13 protein-coding genes are annotated in these 13,739 nt (G+C 65.7%); 4 read left to right on the top strand and 9 right to left on the bottom strand.

Annotated features, from left to right (window positions below; genetic code table 11):
• Positions 1-7 precede the first annotated feature (7 nt).
• Together glgA and J2X67_RS10565 are read left to right on the top strand one after the other, a co-directional pair.
• Positions 8-1,489, top strand: coding sequence for a glycogen synthase GlgA (gene glgA / locus J2X67_RS10570; RefSeq protein WP_309952837.1), 1,482 nt, complete (start codon positions 8-10; stop codon positions 1,487-1,489).
• Positions 1,490-1,533: 44 nt separating this feature from the next.
• On the top strand, positions 1,534-4,017 hold the full coding sequence (locus J2X67_RS10565; RefSeq protein WP_309952835.1) for a glycogen/starch/alpha-glucan phosphorylase: 2,484 nt from the start codon (positions 1,534-1,536) through the stop codon (positions 4,015-4,017).
• Between the two features lie 43 nt (positions 4,018-4,060).
• Here the strand turns inward: J2X67_RS10565 and J2X67_RS10560 are convergent, their stop codons facing one another.
• The 4 genes from J2X67_RS10560 to J2X67_RS10545 form a co-directional block, all read right to left on the bottom strand.
• Positions 4,061-4,531 carry a biopolymer transporter ExbD gene (locus tag J2X67_RS10560; RefSeq protein ID WP_309952834.1) on the bottom strand — a complete coding sequence of 157 codons (471 nt, stop codon included), beginning with the start codon at positions 4,529-4,531 and terminating at the stop codon, positions 4,061-4,063.
• A 23-nt stretch (positions 4,532-4,554) separates the two neighbouring features.
• Positions 4,555-5,256 (bottom strand): MotA/TolQ/ExbB proton channel family protein, encoded by a 702-nt coding sequence (locus tag J2X67_RS10555; protein ID WP_309952833.1) that lies wholly within the window; start codon positions 5,254-5,256, stop codon positions 4,555-4,557.
• Between the two features lie 96 nt (positions 5,257-5,352).
• Positions 5,353-6,201 carry a 4-hydroxy-tetrahydrodipicolinate reductase gene (gene dapB / locus J2X67_RS10550; RefSeq protein ID WP_309952832.1) on the bottom strand — a complete coding sequence of 283 codons (849 nt, stop codon included), beginning with the start codon at positions 6,199-6,201 and terminating at the stop codon, positions 5,353-5,355.
• Between the two features lie 88 nt (positions 6,202-6,289).
• Complete coding sequence (locus J2X67_RS10545) at positions 6,290-6,853, bottom strand: outer membrane protein assembly factor BamE (protein WP_309952831.1); 564 nt, start codon at positions 6,851-6,853, stop codon at positions 6,290-6,292.
• 86 nt (positions 6,854-6,939) lie between these two features.
• On the opposite strand from J2X67_RS10545, the gene fur reads away from it, so the two are divergent.
• Positions 6,940-7,359 carry a ferric iron uptake transcriptional regulator gene (gene fur / locus J2X67_RS10540; RefSeq protein WP_126748814.1) on the top strand — a complete coding sequence of 140 codons (420 nt, stop codon included), beginning with the start codon at positions 6,940-6,942 and terminating at the stop codon, positions 7,357-7,359.
• A 4-nt stretch (positions 7,360-7,363) separates the two neighbouring features.
• Here the strand turns inward: fur and hprK are convergent, their stop codons facing one another.
• The 4 genes from hprK to J2X67_RS10520 all read right to left on the bottom strand — a co-directional run bounded on the left by hprK (position 7,364) and on the right by J2X67_RS10520 (position 11,745).
• The gene (hprK, locus tag J2X67_RS10535; protein ID WP_258503639.1) at positions 7,364-8,323 is read right to left on the bottom strand and encodes an HPr(Ser) kinase/phosphatase; all 960 of its coding nucleotides are present in this window, start codon (positions 8,321-8,323) and stop codon (positions 7,364-7,366) included.
• A gap of 106 nt (positions 8,324-8,429) precedes the next feature.
• On the bottom strand, positions 8,430-8,897 hold the full coding sequence (locus tag J2X67_RS10530) for a PTS sugar transporter subunit IIA (protein ID WP_126748816.1): 468 nt from the start codon (positions 8,895-8,897) through the stop codon (positions 8,430-8,432).
• A gap of 179 nt (positions 8,898-9,076) precedes the next feature.
• Positions 9,077-9,406, bottom strand: coding sequence for a ribosome hibernation-promoting factor, HPF/YfiA family (hpf, locus tag J2X67_RS10525; RefSeq protein WP_126748817.1), 330 nt, complete (start codon positions 9,404-9,406; stop codon positions 9,077-9,079).
• Positions 9,407-9,627: 221 nt separating this feature from the next.
• Positions 9,628-11,745 carry an ATP-dependent helicase gene (locus J2X67_RS10520; protein ID WP_309952826.1) on the bottom strand — a complete coding sequence of 706 codons (2,118 nt, stop codon included), beginning with the start codon at positions 11,743-11,745 and terminating at the stop codon, positions 9,628-9,630.
• 214 nt (positions 11,746-11,959) lie between these two features.
• On the opposite strand from J2X67_RS10520, the gene corA reads away from it, so the two are divergent.
• A complete protein-coding gene (gene corA, locus J2X67_RS10515) occupies positions 11,960-12,946 on the top strand; it encodes a magnesium/cobalt transporter CorA (protein ID WP_258503637.1) in 987 nt (328 codons plus the stop codon).
• A 1-nt stretch (position 12,947) separates the two neighbouring features.
• Here corA and J2X67_RS10510 read toward each other — a convergent pair whose 3' ends face one another.
• Positions 12,948-13,736 carry a 5'-methylthioadenosine/adenosylhomocysteine nucleosidase gene (locus J2X67_RS10510; protein WP_309952824.1) on the bottom strand — a complete coding sequence of 263 codons (789 nt, stop codon included), beginning with the start codon at positions 13,734-13,736 and terminating at the stop codon, positions 12,948-12,950.
• Positions 13,737-13,739: the final 3 nt, after the last annotated feature.

Genomic DNA, 13,739 nt, shown 5'->3' with positions numbered 1-13,739 from the left:
TCCCACGATGCGAATACTCCAGGTCAGCGCCGAACTCTTTCCCCTGCTCAAGACCGGCGGCCTTGCCGACGTGGCGGGCGCGTTGCCGCTCGCCCTCATGGCCGCCGGGCAGGACGCGCGGGTGCTGCTGCCGGGCTTTCCGGCCATTCTTGCCGGTGTGCGCGACCTGTCGCTGGTGGCCGGGTTTGCTGCGCCGTGGGGCGAACGCTTCGCGTTGCGCGCGGGGCACATCGTGGTCGATGGCAACGCGCCGATCCCCGCTTACGTGATCGATGCGCCGGCGCTCTACGACCGGCCAGGCAATCCGTACGAAGACAGCACGCGCCAGCCCTATGGCGACAACCATCGGCGCTTCGCGCTGCTGGGCTGGGCGGCTGCGCAGCTTGCACAAGGGCTCGATCCCACGTGGCAACCCGAGGTCGTGCATGCGCACGACTGGCATGCGGGCCTGGCGCCGGCCTACCTGCACTTTGCGCGGCAGGCCGGTGCGCCCCGCGTGGGCAGCGTGTTCACGGTGCACAACCTGGCCTACCAGGGCATTTCGGCGCCATGGAACTTTGCCGACCTGGGCCTGCCGGGGCCTGCATTCCACATGAACGGGCTCGAATACCACGGGCAGGTGTCGTTCATGAAAGGCGGCCTCTACTTTGCAGACCGCCTGACCACCGTAAGCCCGACCTACGCGCGCGAAATCCAGACGCCCGAACAGGGCTTCGGCCTCGACGGCCTGCTGCGCCTGCGCGGCGACGTGCTCACGGGCATCCTCAACGCCGTCGACGACAAGGTCTGGAACCCGGCCCTCGATCCGACGCTGGTGCAGGGCTTCCATGCGCCCGAGGGCCGCCACATGGCGGGCAAGGCGCGCTGCAAGGCGGTGCTGCAGCATCAGCTGGGCCTGGCCGTGCGGCCCGATGCGCCGCTCTTCATTCTGGTGAGCCGGCTTACCGAGCAGAAGGGCTTGCACCTGGTGCTCGGTGGGCTCGATGCGTTGCTGGCCGAAGGCGGCCAGCTTGCGCTGCTGGGCAGCGGCGAAGCCGGGCTCGAAGAAGCCTTTCGCCAGCGTGCGGCGGCGGCGCCGCAATCGGTCAGCGTCACCATCGGCTACAACGAAACCCTGGCGCACCAGCTTTTCGGCGGCGGCGACGTGACGCTGGTGCCTTCGCTCTTCGAGCCCTGCGGCCTCACCCAGATGTACGGGCTGAAGTACGGCAGCCTGCCGCTGGTGCGCCGCGTCGGCGGCCTGGCCGATACAGTGGTCGACTGCACGCTCGAAGACCTGGCAAGCGGCGACGCCACCGGCTTCGTGTTCGACCGCTTCGACGCAGCCGACTACAACCGCGCGCTGCGGCGCGCCTTCGCTCTTTACCAGCGCGCGCCCGACTGGCGGCGGGTGCGCGGCAACGCCATGCGGCGCCCGGCAGACTGGGCCACCGCCGCCGCCCAATACATCGAAGTGTACCGGCAGGCGCTCGAGCCCGCTGTCGCCTGATTGCGCCACGGCGCACAACCCACAACCATTTACCACCGAAGCCCATGACCATCAAAGACTTCGCCTATGACCACCCCGACCGCGACGTGGCCGCCTTCAAGCGCGCAGTGGCCAACAAGCTCATCTACGCCGTCGGCAAAGACCCCGTCGCCGCCAGCCAGGACGACTGGCTGATTGCCACCTCGATGGCCGTGCGCGACCAGTTGGTCGAGCGCTGGATGGCGACCACCCGCGCCAACTATGCGCAAGACCTGAAGCGCGTCTACTACCTCTCGATGGAATTCCTGATCGGGCGCACCTTCACCAACGCGCTGCTGGCGGTCGACCTTTACGACACCGTGCGCGACGCGCTGGCCGACTTCGGCGTCGACATGGCTGCGCTGGCCGAGCGCGAGCCCGATGCGGCGCTGGGCAATGGCGGCCTGGGCCGGCTCGCGGCCTGCTTTCTCGATTCGATGGCCACGCTCGGCGTGCCGGGCATGGGGTACGGCATTCGCTACGAATACGGCATGTTCCGCCAGCGCATCGTCGACGGCCAACAGGTGGAAACGCCCGACTACTGGCTCACGCGCGGCAACCCGTGGGAGTTTCAACGGCCCGAGGTGAACTACCGCGTGCGCTTCGGAGGCCACGTGCAAAGGCGCGAAGGCACCAATGCGCCCTACGGCGCAGCCGACTGGGTCGACACGCACGACGTGCTGGCCGTGGCCTACGACACCATCATTCCGGGCTACGGCACGCAGGCCACCAACACGCTGCGGCTGTGGTCGGCACGTGCCACCGAGGAGATCGATCTCTCTGCCTTCAACCGCGGCAACTACATGGCAGCGGTTGAAAGCAAGAACCATTCGGAAAACGTTTCGCGCGTGCTCTACCCCGACGACTCCACGCCATCGGGCCGGGAGCTGCGGCTGCACCAGGAATATTTTTTCTGCAGCGCAAGCGTGCAAGACCTGCTGCGGCGGTACCTGCGCAACCACAAGACCTTCGACCAGCTGGCCGACAAGGTGAGCATTCACCTGAACGACACGCACCCGGTGCTCGCAGTGCCCGAGCTCATGCGCCTGTTGCTCGACGAGCACGGCCTGGCGTGGGACGTGGCCTGGGCCCACACGCAGAAGGTGTTCAGCTACACCAACCACACGCTCATGCACGAGGCGCTCGAAACATGGCCGGTCGAGATGCTGGGGCGCATCCTGCCGCGGCACCTGCAGATCATCTACGACATGAACGCGAAGTTCCTGGCCACCGTGACGCAGAAGGCCGGCAACGACGTGGAGCTGCTGCGCCGCCTCTCGCTGGTGGACGAGGCAGGCGAGCGCCGCGTGCGCATGGCGTACGTGGCGGTGCTTGCAAGCCACTCGATAAACGGCGTGTCGGGCCTGCACTCGGAGCTCATGAAGCAATCGATCTTTGCCGACTTCGCAAGGATCTTTCCGGAACGCTTCAACAACAAGACCAACGGCGTGACGCCGCGGCGCTGGCTTGCGCAGGCCAACCCGCCGCTTGCGAGCCTGCTCGACCAGCGCCTGGGCAAGGGCTGGCGTCGCGACCTTTCGCAGCTGGAGGCACTGCGGCCGATGGCGGCCCAACCGCCTTTCGCGCGTGCCTTTCGCCATGCCAAGCGCGAGAACAAACTGCGCCTGGCCAACTGGGTGGAGCAGCACATGAGCCTTGTGCTCGACACCGACGCGATGTTCGACGTGCAGGTAAAGCGCATCCACGAATACAAGCGGCAACTGCTCAACGTGCTGCACGTGATCACGCGCTACCACCGCATTCTCGATGCGCAGGCCGCCGGCGAAACCATCGACATCGTGCCGCGCGTGGTGGTGTTCGCAGGCAAGGCCGCATCGGCGTACCAGATGGCCAAGCTCGTGATCCGGCTGATCAACGACGTGGCAACCACCATCAACAACGACGCGCGGGTGGGCAAGCTGCTGAAGGTGGTGTTTCTGCCCAACTACAGCGTGAGCCTGGCCGAGGTGATCATGCCCGCGGCCGATTTGTCGGAGCAAATTTCCACGGCGGGCACAGAGGCCTCCGGCACCGGCAACATGAAGTTCGCGCTCAATGGGGCACTCACCATCGGCACGCTGGACGGGGCCAATGTGGAGATGCGCGACAACGTGGGCGCGGAGAACATCTTCATCTTCGGCAACACCACGCCCGAGGTGGCAGACATTCGCGCGCACGGCTACCAGCCGCGCGACATCTACGAGGCCAACCCGGAGCTCAAGCGCGTGCTCGATGCAATTCGCGACGGGACCTTTTCCCACGGCGAACCGGCGCGCTACCAGGGCATCTTCGACGCGCTGGTGAACTGGGGGGACCACTATCTGCTATTGGCCGACTACGCAAGCTACGTTGCGAAGCAGGCCGAGGTCGATGCGCTGTACCGCGACTCGGACGCATGGACGCGCATGGCGATCCTGAATGTGGCGGGGATGGGGGCGTTTTCGTCGGACCGCACCATTGCGCAGTACGCGCATGAAATCTGGCGCACCAAGCCGGTGGTGCTGGGCTGAGTCGTTCTCTCCCTCCCCTCTCGGGGGAGGGAGCAAGACACGATCAGCGCGGTTTTGCCGGCGCCGCTTCGGCCTCGGTCACAAACCCGATACGGCTCAGGCCCGCCTTGTTTGCAATGCCCATGAGCGCCACGACCTTGCCGTAGGGCACGGTCTGGTCGGCACGCAGTTGCACTTCGGTGTCCTTGCTGTCGGCGGCCGCTTTCTGCAACCGGGCGGCCAGCTCTTCATCGGTGACCGGCTGGTCATTGAAGAAAACCTTGCCCGATGAATCGACGGAAACGCTCACGAACTTGGGCGCGTCGTTGGGTTGGCCTGCATCGGTCTGCGGCAGGTCGAGCTTGATCGAACTGGCCATCAAGGGCGCGGTAATGATGAAGATGACCAGCAGCACCAGCATCACATCGACCAGCGGCGTGACGTTGATGTCGGAAAGCGGCCGCTGTCCGCCAGCGCCGGTCGCGCGCCCGCCGCCAGCGGCACTGCTGCCGAGCGAGGTGCGACCGAAGGCCATGGTGCGTCGAGCCCCGTTTCGAATCAGGCCGAAACCGGCATCGGCCTTGCGGGCGGCGGCGCAGCCGGTGCAGGCGCACTGCCGAAGCTGCCGAGCAGGTCGTGCGCAAAGCCTTCGAGCTCTGCCTCGACGCGGCCGATGACGCGGCCGAACACGTTGTAGGCGAGCACCGCCGGAATAGCCACGGCCAGGCCGAAAGCTGTCATCACCAGCGCCTCGCCCACGGGCCCCGCCACCTTGTCGATGGTGAAGCCGCCCGTCTGCCCGGCAATGCCGGAGAGTGCGCCGTAGATGCCCCACACCGTGCCGAGCAGCCCGACGAACGGGGCCGTGGCGCCAACGGTGGCCAGCAGGATCTGGCCGGACTGCAGGCGGCGCAGCGCACCATGCAGCGCCTCGCGCAGGGCCCGTGTGAGCCGCTGGTTGCGGTCGCCGGCGGCACCGAGCGTTGCGCTGTTCACATCGGCGGCGGCATTCTTGATGGCGTTCACTGCCGGCAGCACCAGCGTTGCGCGATCGAACGCCTTGAGCCGCTGCTCCGCGTCAGCCAGCGTGGCGGATTGCCAGAACGCCGCAATGCTGCGAAGCACGTCGCGCGTACCGCCGCGCAGCAACCAAGCCTTCCAGAGAATGACGACCCAGCTCGAGATGGACATTGCGAGCAGCAGCGCGGCCACCGAGCGGCTGACGCCGTCGCCCTGGGTCAGCAGTTCGAGCACGCTCATCGGTTGCGGCCGCCGCCGGGCCGCCCCAAGGCGAGCCGCGCCTCACCCAAGGGGGGTGGCGAAACACACGGAGTGGTAAGCCGGGGGGCCGTCATTTCAGCGCAGGCCGAGCACGTCGAACATGTCGAACAGGCCCGACTTCTGGCCGGCCAGGAAGCGCACGGCACGAAGTGCGCCCTGTGCGTAGGTCACGCGGCTGGCCGATTTGTGGGTGATTTCGATGCGCTCGCCGGTGCCGGCAAACAGCACCGTGTGGTCGCCGACGATGTCGCCGCCGCGGATGGCGGAGAAGCCGATGGTGAAAGGATCGCGCTCGCCGGTGATGCCTTCGCGCGCGTAGACGGCGCATTCCTTCAGGTCGCGGCCGAGCGCGTCGGCAATGACTTCGCCCATCTTGAGAGCGGTGCCCGAGGGCGCATCGACCTTGTGGCGGTGGTGCGCCTCGATGATCTCGATGTCGTAGCCGGTGGCCATGGCCTTGGCTGCCATTTCGAGCAGCTTGAAGGTAACGTTGACGCCCACGCTCATGTTGGGCGAAACCATGATCGCGATGTCTTTGGAGATATCGGCAATTTCGGCTTTTTGCGCGTCGCTGAAGCCGGTGGTGCCGATCACGGCCTGCACGCCGAGTTCACGGCAAATAGCCAGATGCGCGAGCGTGCCTTCGGGCCGGGTGAAGTCGATGAGCACCTGCGCGTCTTGCAGGCCGGTGCGCAGGTCGGAGACGATGGGCACGCCGCTCGTGAAGCCGAGGAAAGCGGCCGCATCGGCGCCGATGGCGTCGCTGCCCGCCATGTCGAGCGCGCCGGCAAGGCGGCAATCCTGCGCCTCGCGCACGGCCTCGATCAGCATGCGGCCCATGCGGCCCGAAGCGCCGGCAATTGCAATGCGACGCAGGGCGGGCGTGGAGGACTCGGAAAGAGGAGAAGAAATGGATTCAGTCACGCGGATTCAGCCTTCGAAATGGGGCACGGAAGCCGGCAGCGCCCGCCTGACTCGGCGGGTGCGCCCGCCCTCGCTGGTTGGCGCGTGCTCAGCGCGCCGCTTCGAGCGGGGGATACGCCGCCGGCAGTGGCGGCAGGTTGGGGGCAGCAGCAGTGGCATCGGCCTTTTTGCTGCTGTCTTCCTTGGGAGCGAATTTCTTCAGCTCTTCTTCCGTGGCCTCGAGCGGCGGAATCTTGCCGCTCTTCTTGCGGGTGTCGAGCGTGGCGACGAATTCTTCTTCGCTCGGCATCTGGTCGCCTTCGAAGCGGTCGAGCAGCTCGCCGTTGAAGAAGACCGTGAGGCGGCGCTCCTGCGGATCGACGCCCTGGCGCTTGATAGTGAAGACGTAGTCCCAACGGTCCTTGTGGAAGACGTCGGTCAGGAGCGAAGTGCCGAGGATTTCACGCACCTGCTGGCGCGACATGCCGGGCTTGAGCGCCTCGACCTGTTCCTTGGACACGAAATTGCCTTGGACCACTTCGACCTTGTAAGGCGTGATGGCCGAAAGCGCACCCCGCGTGCGATCGCTGAAACCGCTGCAGGCGCTGAGGCAGAACGTCGCTGCGACGGCCGCGGCCAGCAGCCAGGGACGGCGTTGGAGAATGGCAGGCATGGGAGGAAAGAGGGGTAGCGATATGATCGGCCATTGTAGCGGCTGGCCCCTTGGGGGCCCGCCCGCAGCACTGGGCAGGAACCATCATGGCCAATATCGACGAACTCAAGAATACCGGCCTCAAGGCCACACTGCCACGCCTGAAGATCCTGGAGATCTTCCAAACCGGCAGCCAGCGCCACATGACAGCCGAAGACGTGTTTCGCGTGCTGTTGAACGAACACTCCGACATCGGCCTGGCCACCGTCTACCGCGTGCTGACGCAGTTCGAACAGGCCGGCATCCTCGAGCGCAGCCACTTCGAAAGCGGCAAGGCGGTGTACGAGCTCAACGAGGGTACGCACCACGACCACCTGATCTGCACTTCGTGCGGCAAGGTCGAGGAGTTCTACGACGCCGAGATCGAGCGCCGCCAGCAGATGATTGCCAAGGACAAGGGCTGGATCCTGCAGGACCACGCCATGTCGCTGTATGGCCTCTGCGCCGATTGCGTCAGCAAAAGGTAGCTGGTCAATCCCCGTCGCGGCCGCTTTCCATGGCCTTGTGGTGGCGCGCGACGAAGTCGGCGTACGTGTCGATGCCGCGCAGCTGCAGGATTGAATTGCGCACGGCCGCTTCCACCAGCACGGCGATGTTTCGGCCGGCCACCACCTGGATGATGACCTTGCGCACAGGTATGCCCAGCACGTCTTGCGTGAGGGGCGCCGAGGGCATGCGCTCGTAGTCGCGCTCGAAGCTGTCGCGCCGCACCAGGTGCACGATGAGCTTGAGCCGCATCTTCCGGCGCACGGCGGTTTCGCCGAAGATTGCGCGGATATCCAGCAAGCCGATGCCGCGCACTTCGAGCAGGTTGAGCAGCAGGTCGGGGCAGCGCCCTTCGATGGTGTTCTGGTTGATGCGGTAAAGATCGACCGCATCGTCGGCCACCAGGCCGTTGCCGCGCGAAATCAGCTCCAGCCCGAGTTCGCTTTTGCCGAGCCCCGATTCGCCGGTGATCATCACGCCCATGCCCAGGATGTCCATGAACACGCCGTGCATCGAGGTGCGCTCGGCGAAGTGCTTGGACAAATAGGCCCGCAGCAGGTCGATCACGAAGGCCGACGATTCACGCGTGGCAAACAGCGGCAGCTGGGCGCGCTCGCAAATTGATAGCAATTCGTCCGGCGCAGCCTGGCCGTCGGCCAGCACCAGCATTGGGGGCTCCAGCGTGACGATGCGGGCAATGCGCCGGGCGCAGTCTTCCTGGCTGCCGCGCGTCAGGTAGGCGACCTCGCGGGCGCCCAGGATCTGCACGCGGTAGGGGTGGATGTAGTTGAGGTAACCGACCAGGTCGGCCGCAGACTGCGCGCGGCTGATGACTTCGGGGTCGAATTGGCGTTCGGAGGCGCCGAGTCCTGCGAGCCACTCCCAGCGGAGCGAGCCGCGGAATTCCTCGAACATGGCATCGGCGCTGATGACGGTCGGCTTCATGCGTGCGGGAGATGGCGCTCAGCGCCTGGTATTGGAGCAGCCCAGAATAACCCGGAACCGGCGCTGCGGGGCCGCTGCTGCGGCCCTGAAGGTGCGGGAAGCACCTTTACGCGACTTGCGTCGACTGCCAGCCGGCAATGAGCCCGTGCAGCGCGGCTGCGTCGGTGCTCGACTTGATTTGCTCGCGCAGGCCTGCGTCGCTCAGCAACTCGGCAATTTCAGAAAGGATTTCAAGGTGCTTCTGGGTGGCCGCCTCGGGCACCAGCAGAAAGATCAGGAGGCCGACGGGCTGCTCGTCCGGCGCGTCGAACCCGATGGGGTTTGCCAGCTGGAAAACAGCGGCCATTGGCGCCTTGAGTCCCTTGATCCGGCCATGCGGAATGGCAACCCCGTGGCCAAGCCCTGTAGAGCCCAGACGCTCACGCGCAAACAGGCTGTCGGTGATCAGGGCACGGCCCAGCCCGTGAAGGCTCTCGAACAACAAGCCTGCTTCTTCGAAAGCACGCTTCTTGCTCGTAGCGTCAACGCTCACGAGGACTTGAGCGGGCGGCAGGATGGACGCGAGGCGATTCATGGTGGGTGCGGGGCGGGGGCGATTATGCACCTGCTTGGTAAAAACCCCCAGTCCGGTTACTTACTTTTTATCTACATGTTGCCCAGCGGCCCGTGGATCAAGGGCCGAAAAGACGTAATAAAAAGCAAAAGCCGCCCGAAGGCGGCTTGCGCAGGCCCGGCGGCAGCCGGTGCCGTGCCTTACATCACGCGCTTGGGCGCGGCGTGATGGTGGTCTTGCAGGCGGTCCTTGTGGCGCACCACTTGCCGGTCGAGCTTGTCGACCAGCTCATCGACCGCGGCGTAGAGATCAGCGTGGCTCGACTCCGCGAACATGTCATTGCCCTTGACGTGAATGTTGCACTCCGCCTTTTGCCGGCGTTCCTTTTCCTTCTGCTTTTCCACCGTAAGGATCACCTTGACATCGACCACCTGGTCGAAATGCCGGGTAATCCGGTCCAGCTTGCTCGTGACGTAGGTGCGCAAGGCAGGTGTGACGTCGAGGTGATGACCGCTGATCGTCAAATTCATGAAAGACCTCCTGGAATTGACGGTTGGGAAATGACCACGGCTCCGGAATGAAGCGTGGCCGGCGACATACAGATGAAATGGGTGCGGGGGAGAGAAAGAGAAGAAGAGAAAGAGGAGAAGGTCGATTCACTATGCCCAAGCTGTCACGGTATTGCAATACCTGAGTTGCCCGGGGGGTCGCGGCGCGGCCTCGCCCGGTTACAGGCGAAGCGGGCCTTGGCTCAGCTCCAGGCGGCGCGCATGCGGTTGCGCAGGTCGATGACCGCGGCGGGCGGCGGTACCGCTGGCGGCCGCACGGGCGGAGGCGGCCAGGTTTGCTGCTCGAAGCCTGCAAGGTCGCGGTCGGAGATAAAGCGCGTGCGGTTGGCATAGAGGTGCCGGTCGCCGCGCACCGCCTGCTGCGTCACGTAGAAGCGCTGCGGCACCAGCAGGTGCAGATGGTCGCGCGCGCGGGTCATCGCCACATAGAGCAGGCGCCGTTCCTCTTCGAGCTCGTGCGCGCTCTGCGCTACGTCTGCCGGCAGGCAGCCGTCGACCACGTTGAGCACATGCACCGAGTTCCACTCCTGCCCCTTGGCCGAATGGATGGTCGAAAGGATGAGGTAGTCCTCGTCGAGCAGCGGCGGACCCGGGCGGTCGCTGGTGGCTTCGGGTGGATCGAGCGTGAGTTCGGTCAGGAAGCGCTCGCGCGAGCCATAGCCTGCCGCAAGCCGGGCGAGCTGCTCGATATCGCCGCGCCGCACACCCGAAGAATCGTCATACAGCCGCTCCAGATGCGGCAAGTACCAGCCCACCGCCTGCTCCACATCGGCCGGCCAGGGCAAAGAAGGCGCGCGCAGCGCGGCATAGGCTTCGGCAAACACCGCCCATTCGGCGCGCGCCGCGGAGGGCGGCACGAAGTCGCGCACGGCCGCGGCCGGATCGGCCGCCTGGTCCATGGCGTCGAGCAGCCGGGCGCCCGTGGCGGGCCCGATGCCCGGAATGAGTTGCGTGACGCGAAAACCCGCCATGCGCCCGCGCGGGTTTTCGGCAAAGCGCAGCACCGCGAGCAGGTCTTTGACATGCGAGGCCTCGAGGAACTTGAGGCCGCCGTATTTGACGAACGGGATGTTGCGGCGCGCCAGTTCGAGCTCGAGCGGCGCGCTGTGCGTGGACGTGCGAAAAAGCACCGCTTGCGACTTGAGCACGAGGCCGCCTTCGCGATGCTCGAGCACCTTGTCGGCCACCCACACCGCCTGCTGCGCCTCGTCGGGCACCAGCACCAACTGCGGCCGGCCGGCGGACGGCTTGTCGGTCCAGAGCGTCTTGGCATGCCGCTCGGCGGCCTGGGCGATGACGCGGTTGGAGACATCGAGAATCGGCTGCGTCGAGCGATAGTTGCGCTCCAGCGTGACAACGCGCGCGGCCTGCGAAAACTGCGAGGGAAAGTCGAGGATGTTACGGACCGTTGCGCCTCTGAAAGAGTAGATCGACTGCGCGTCGTCCCCCACCACCGTCACGCCGCGGCCATCTGGCTTGAGGGCGAGAAGAATCGAGGACTGCAGCAGGTTGGTGTCCTGGTATTCATCGACCAGCACGTGGTCGAAGCGCGATCCGACCAGTGCGGCAAGCGCAGGCTCGGCCACCATGCCTGCCCAATAGAGCAGCAGGTCGTCGTAATCGAGCACGTTCTGCTGCTGCTTGGCTTCTACGTAGGCACCGAACAGGCGCTTGAGCTCCGCTTCCCATTCGGCGCACCAGGGAAAGGCTTCGGACAGCACCTGGGCCAGCGGAGCGCGCGTGTTGACGCAGCGCGAGTAGATGGAAAGGCAGGTGCCTTTGCGCGGAAAGCGGTTGACGCTCGTCGACAGGCCGAGATCGTGACGCACCAGGCCCATCAGGTCCTCGGCGTCGCCCCGGTCGTGAATCGTGAAGTTGTCGTTCAGCCCGATGTGCGCGGCGTATTCGCGCAGCAGGCGCGCGCCGATGCCGTGGAAAGTGCCGGCCCACGGCAGCGCCGGCGGCTTTTCGGACTTGAGCCCCAGCACGCGCGCCAGCACCTGTCCGGCGCGGCGTTCCATTTCTTGCGCGGCACGGCGTGAAAAGGTGAGCAGCAGCAAGCGCTGCGAGTCGACGCCACCGGCAATCAGGTGCGCCACCCGGTGCGCCAAGGTGCTGGTCTTGCCCGAGCCCGCCCCCGCAATGACCAGCAGTGGGCGCTCGTCGCGGCCTACCAGCGTGCCGATGCCATGCTCGACCGCGGCGCGCTGCTCGTCGTTGAGCGTGCCGAGCGCGGCGGCCAGGCGGTCGGCCTGCGTGGCACCGGCGGTAGAAAAAACGGGGAGCGCAGCGGTCTGCATGACCGCGACTTTACTGTATGTCCATCCAGATCGGCGAGCCTGCCGTCACATGGCCGATGACATAATCGCGCCTCGCTGCAACTGGAGACCGCATCATGGAAACCGCCCCGTCTCGGCAGCTTTCAACTCCCCTCTGACGCCTGCTTGCCGGGCCTGGGATTTGAAAGCGCCCCTCCCTCGCCCCATCGCCTCAGTCATTTCACGGGAGTGAGCCATGCTCAATATCTTTACGCTCGCCAATGGTCGCCTCGTCCAGGAAGAGATCGAATCGCTGGAGGAGCTTTCCAAGTTCCAGCCGATCTGGGTCGATCTCGAATCGCCCACGCTCGAGGAAAAGCGCTGGATCAAGCAGTACTACGGCCTCTCGATTCCCGAAGACGCGATGGACGAGGACATCGAGGAATCGGCCCGCTTCTATGAAGAAGACAACGGCGAACTGCACATCCGCTCCGACTTTCTGATCGACGACGACGAAGACCCGCGCTCGGTGCGCGTGGCGTTCATCCTGAATCAGCACAACACCGAGCTGCGCAGCCGCGGCGTACTGTTCTCGATCCACGACGAAGACGTGCCCGTGTTTCGCCTGCTGCGCATGCGTGCGCGCCGCGCGCCGGGGTTGATCGAAGACGCCAAGGAAGTGCTGCTCAAGCTGTTCGACGCCGACGCCGAATACTCGGCCGACACGCTCGAGAACATCTACGACGAACTCGAGATCGCCGGCAAGAAGGTGCTCGAAGGCAACGTGAGCGACGAGCTGGCGGGCGAGGTGCTGGGCGCCATCGCGCGGCAGGAAGACTTGAACGGCCGCATCCGCCGCAACGTGATGGACACGCGCCGCGCGGTGAGCTTCATGATGCGCAGCCGCATGCTCAACGCCGAGCAGTTCGAAGAGGCGCGGCAGATCCTGCGCGACATCGAGTCGCTGGACAACCACACGGCCTTCCTGTTCGACAAGATCAACTTCCTGATGGATGCGACCGTCGGTTTCATCAACATCAACCAGAACAAGACCATCAAGATCTTCTCGGTGGCCAGCGTGGCGCTGCTGCCGCCCACGCTGATTGCGAGCATCTACGGCATGAACTTCAAGTTCATGCCCGAGCTCGACTGGTCGCTGGGCTACCCGTATGCGCTGGCCCTGATGGCGGCCAGCGCGCTGGTGCCGATGTGGTACTTCCGCCGGCGCGGCTGGCTAAAGTAGCTCAGCCAGCAGCGGCGGGCGCTTCGCCTGAAGGCGGCAGCGCAGCCAGCCATGCGCCGACCAGCGCAAGGCTGTAGCGGCTCGCCACCTCGACAACGAAGCGGGCAAAGTCGCCATGCGCCGCGTCGTCGGCGCGGTCCGAGATGGTGCGCATGGCCGCGAACGGCACGCCGTAGTCGTGGCAGACCTGAGCCATTGCGGCGCCTTCCATTTCCACCGCGAGTGCGTCAGGCAGGTCGCGCCGGAGCGCCTCGCTTTCGGCGCTGGTCGACACGAAGCGGTCACCGCTTACCAGCAGGCCGCGATGCACCCTGGGTGAGCGGATGCCGAACTCGTCGACCGCGTGCTGGCCGATCAATGCTGCGGGATCGTGCAACAGCCGCGTTGCCACGGCCGAAAGCGCATCTGCAATCGCTGCATCGGCCGGGAAGCGCGCCATGCCCATGAGCGGCACTTCGAACTTCGGAAAAATCGGGGATGCGTCGAGGTCGTGCTGCAGCAGTTCCGACGCGACCACAACGTCGCCCACGTTCACGCCCGGCGCAAGCCCACCGGCGACGCCCGTGAACACGATGCCCCGCACGCCAAAGCGCTCGAGCAGCACCGTGGCCGTGACCGCCGCGGCCACCTTGCCGATGCGCGAGAGCACCGCCACCACCGGCTGACCGTGCAGGTGGCCGACCCAGAAGTCGCGCCCTGCCGCGCGCACCCGCTGCTCGTCGGGCATCTGCGCGAGGAGCGCGCCCAACTCCTCGTGCATGGCCGCGACGATGGCAACGGGCGCACCCATCAG

The organism is Variovorax sp. 3319 (assembly GCF_031456585.1).
Lineage (GTDB): Bacteria > Pseudomonadota > Gammaproteobacteria > Burkholderiales > Burkholderiaceae_C > Variovorax > Variovorax paradoxus_P.
Note: the sequence above shows the minus strand (reverse complement) of the source record. Positions and strands in the feature narration are given on the sequence as shown.

What these genes read in the sequence shown, in the direction of transcription:
- glgA (WP_309952837.1), top strand. Translation starts at nt 8, where the DNA reads ATGCGAATACTCCAGGTCAGCGCCGAACTCTTTCCCCTGCTCAAGACC.
- J2X67_RS10565 (WP_309952835.1), top strand. Translation starts at nt 1,534, where the DNA reads ATGACCATCAAAGACTTCGCCTATGACCACCCCGACCGCGACGTGGCC.
- J2X67_RS10560 (WP_309952834.1), bottom strand. Translation starts at nt 4,531, where the DNA reads ATGGCCTTCGGTCGCACCTCGCTCGGCAGCAGTGCCGCTGGCGGCGGG.
- J2X67_RS10555 (WP_309952833.1), bottom strand. Translation starts at nt 5,256, where the DNA reads ATGAGCGTGCTCGAACTGCTGACCCAGGGCGACGGCGTCAGCCGCTCG.
- J2X67_RS10545 (WP_309952831.1), bottom strand. Translation starts at nt 6,853, where the DNA reads ATGCCTGCCATTCTCCAACGCCGTCCCTGGCTGCTGGCCGCGGCCGTC.
- fur (WP_126748814.1), top strand. Translation starts at nt 6,940, where the DNA reads ATGGCCAATATCGACGAACTCAAGAATACCGGCCTCAAGGCCACACTG.
- hprK (WP_258503639.1), bottom strand. Translation starts at nt 8,323, where the DNA reads ATGAAGCCGACCGTCATCAGCGCCGATGCCATGTTCGAGGAATTCCGC.
- J2X67_RS10530 (WP_126748816.1), bottom strand. Translation starts at nt 8,897, where the DNA reads ATGAATCGCCTCGCGTCCATCCTGCCGCCCGCTCAAGTCCTCGTGAGC.
- hpf (WP_126748817.1), bottom strand. Translation starts at nt 9,406, where the DNA reads ATGAATTTGACGATCAGCGGTCATCACCTCGACGTCACACCTGCCTTG.
- J2X67_RS10520 (WP_309952826.1), bottom strand. Translation starts at nt 11,745, where the DNA reads ATGCAGACCGCTGCGCTCCCCGTTTTTTCTACCGCCGGTGCCACGCAG.
- corA (WP_258503637.1), top strand. Translation starts at nt 11,960, where the DNA reads ATGCTCAATATCTTTACGCTCGCCAATGGTCGCCTCGTCCAGGAAGAG.
- J2X67_RS10510 (WP_309952824.1), bottom strand. Translation starts at nt 13,736, where the DNA reads ATGGGTGCGCCCGTTGCCATCGTCGCGGCCATGCACGAGGAGTTGGGC.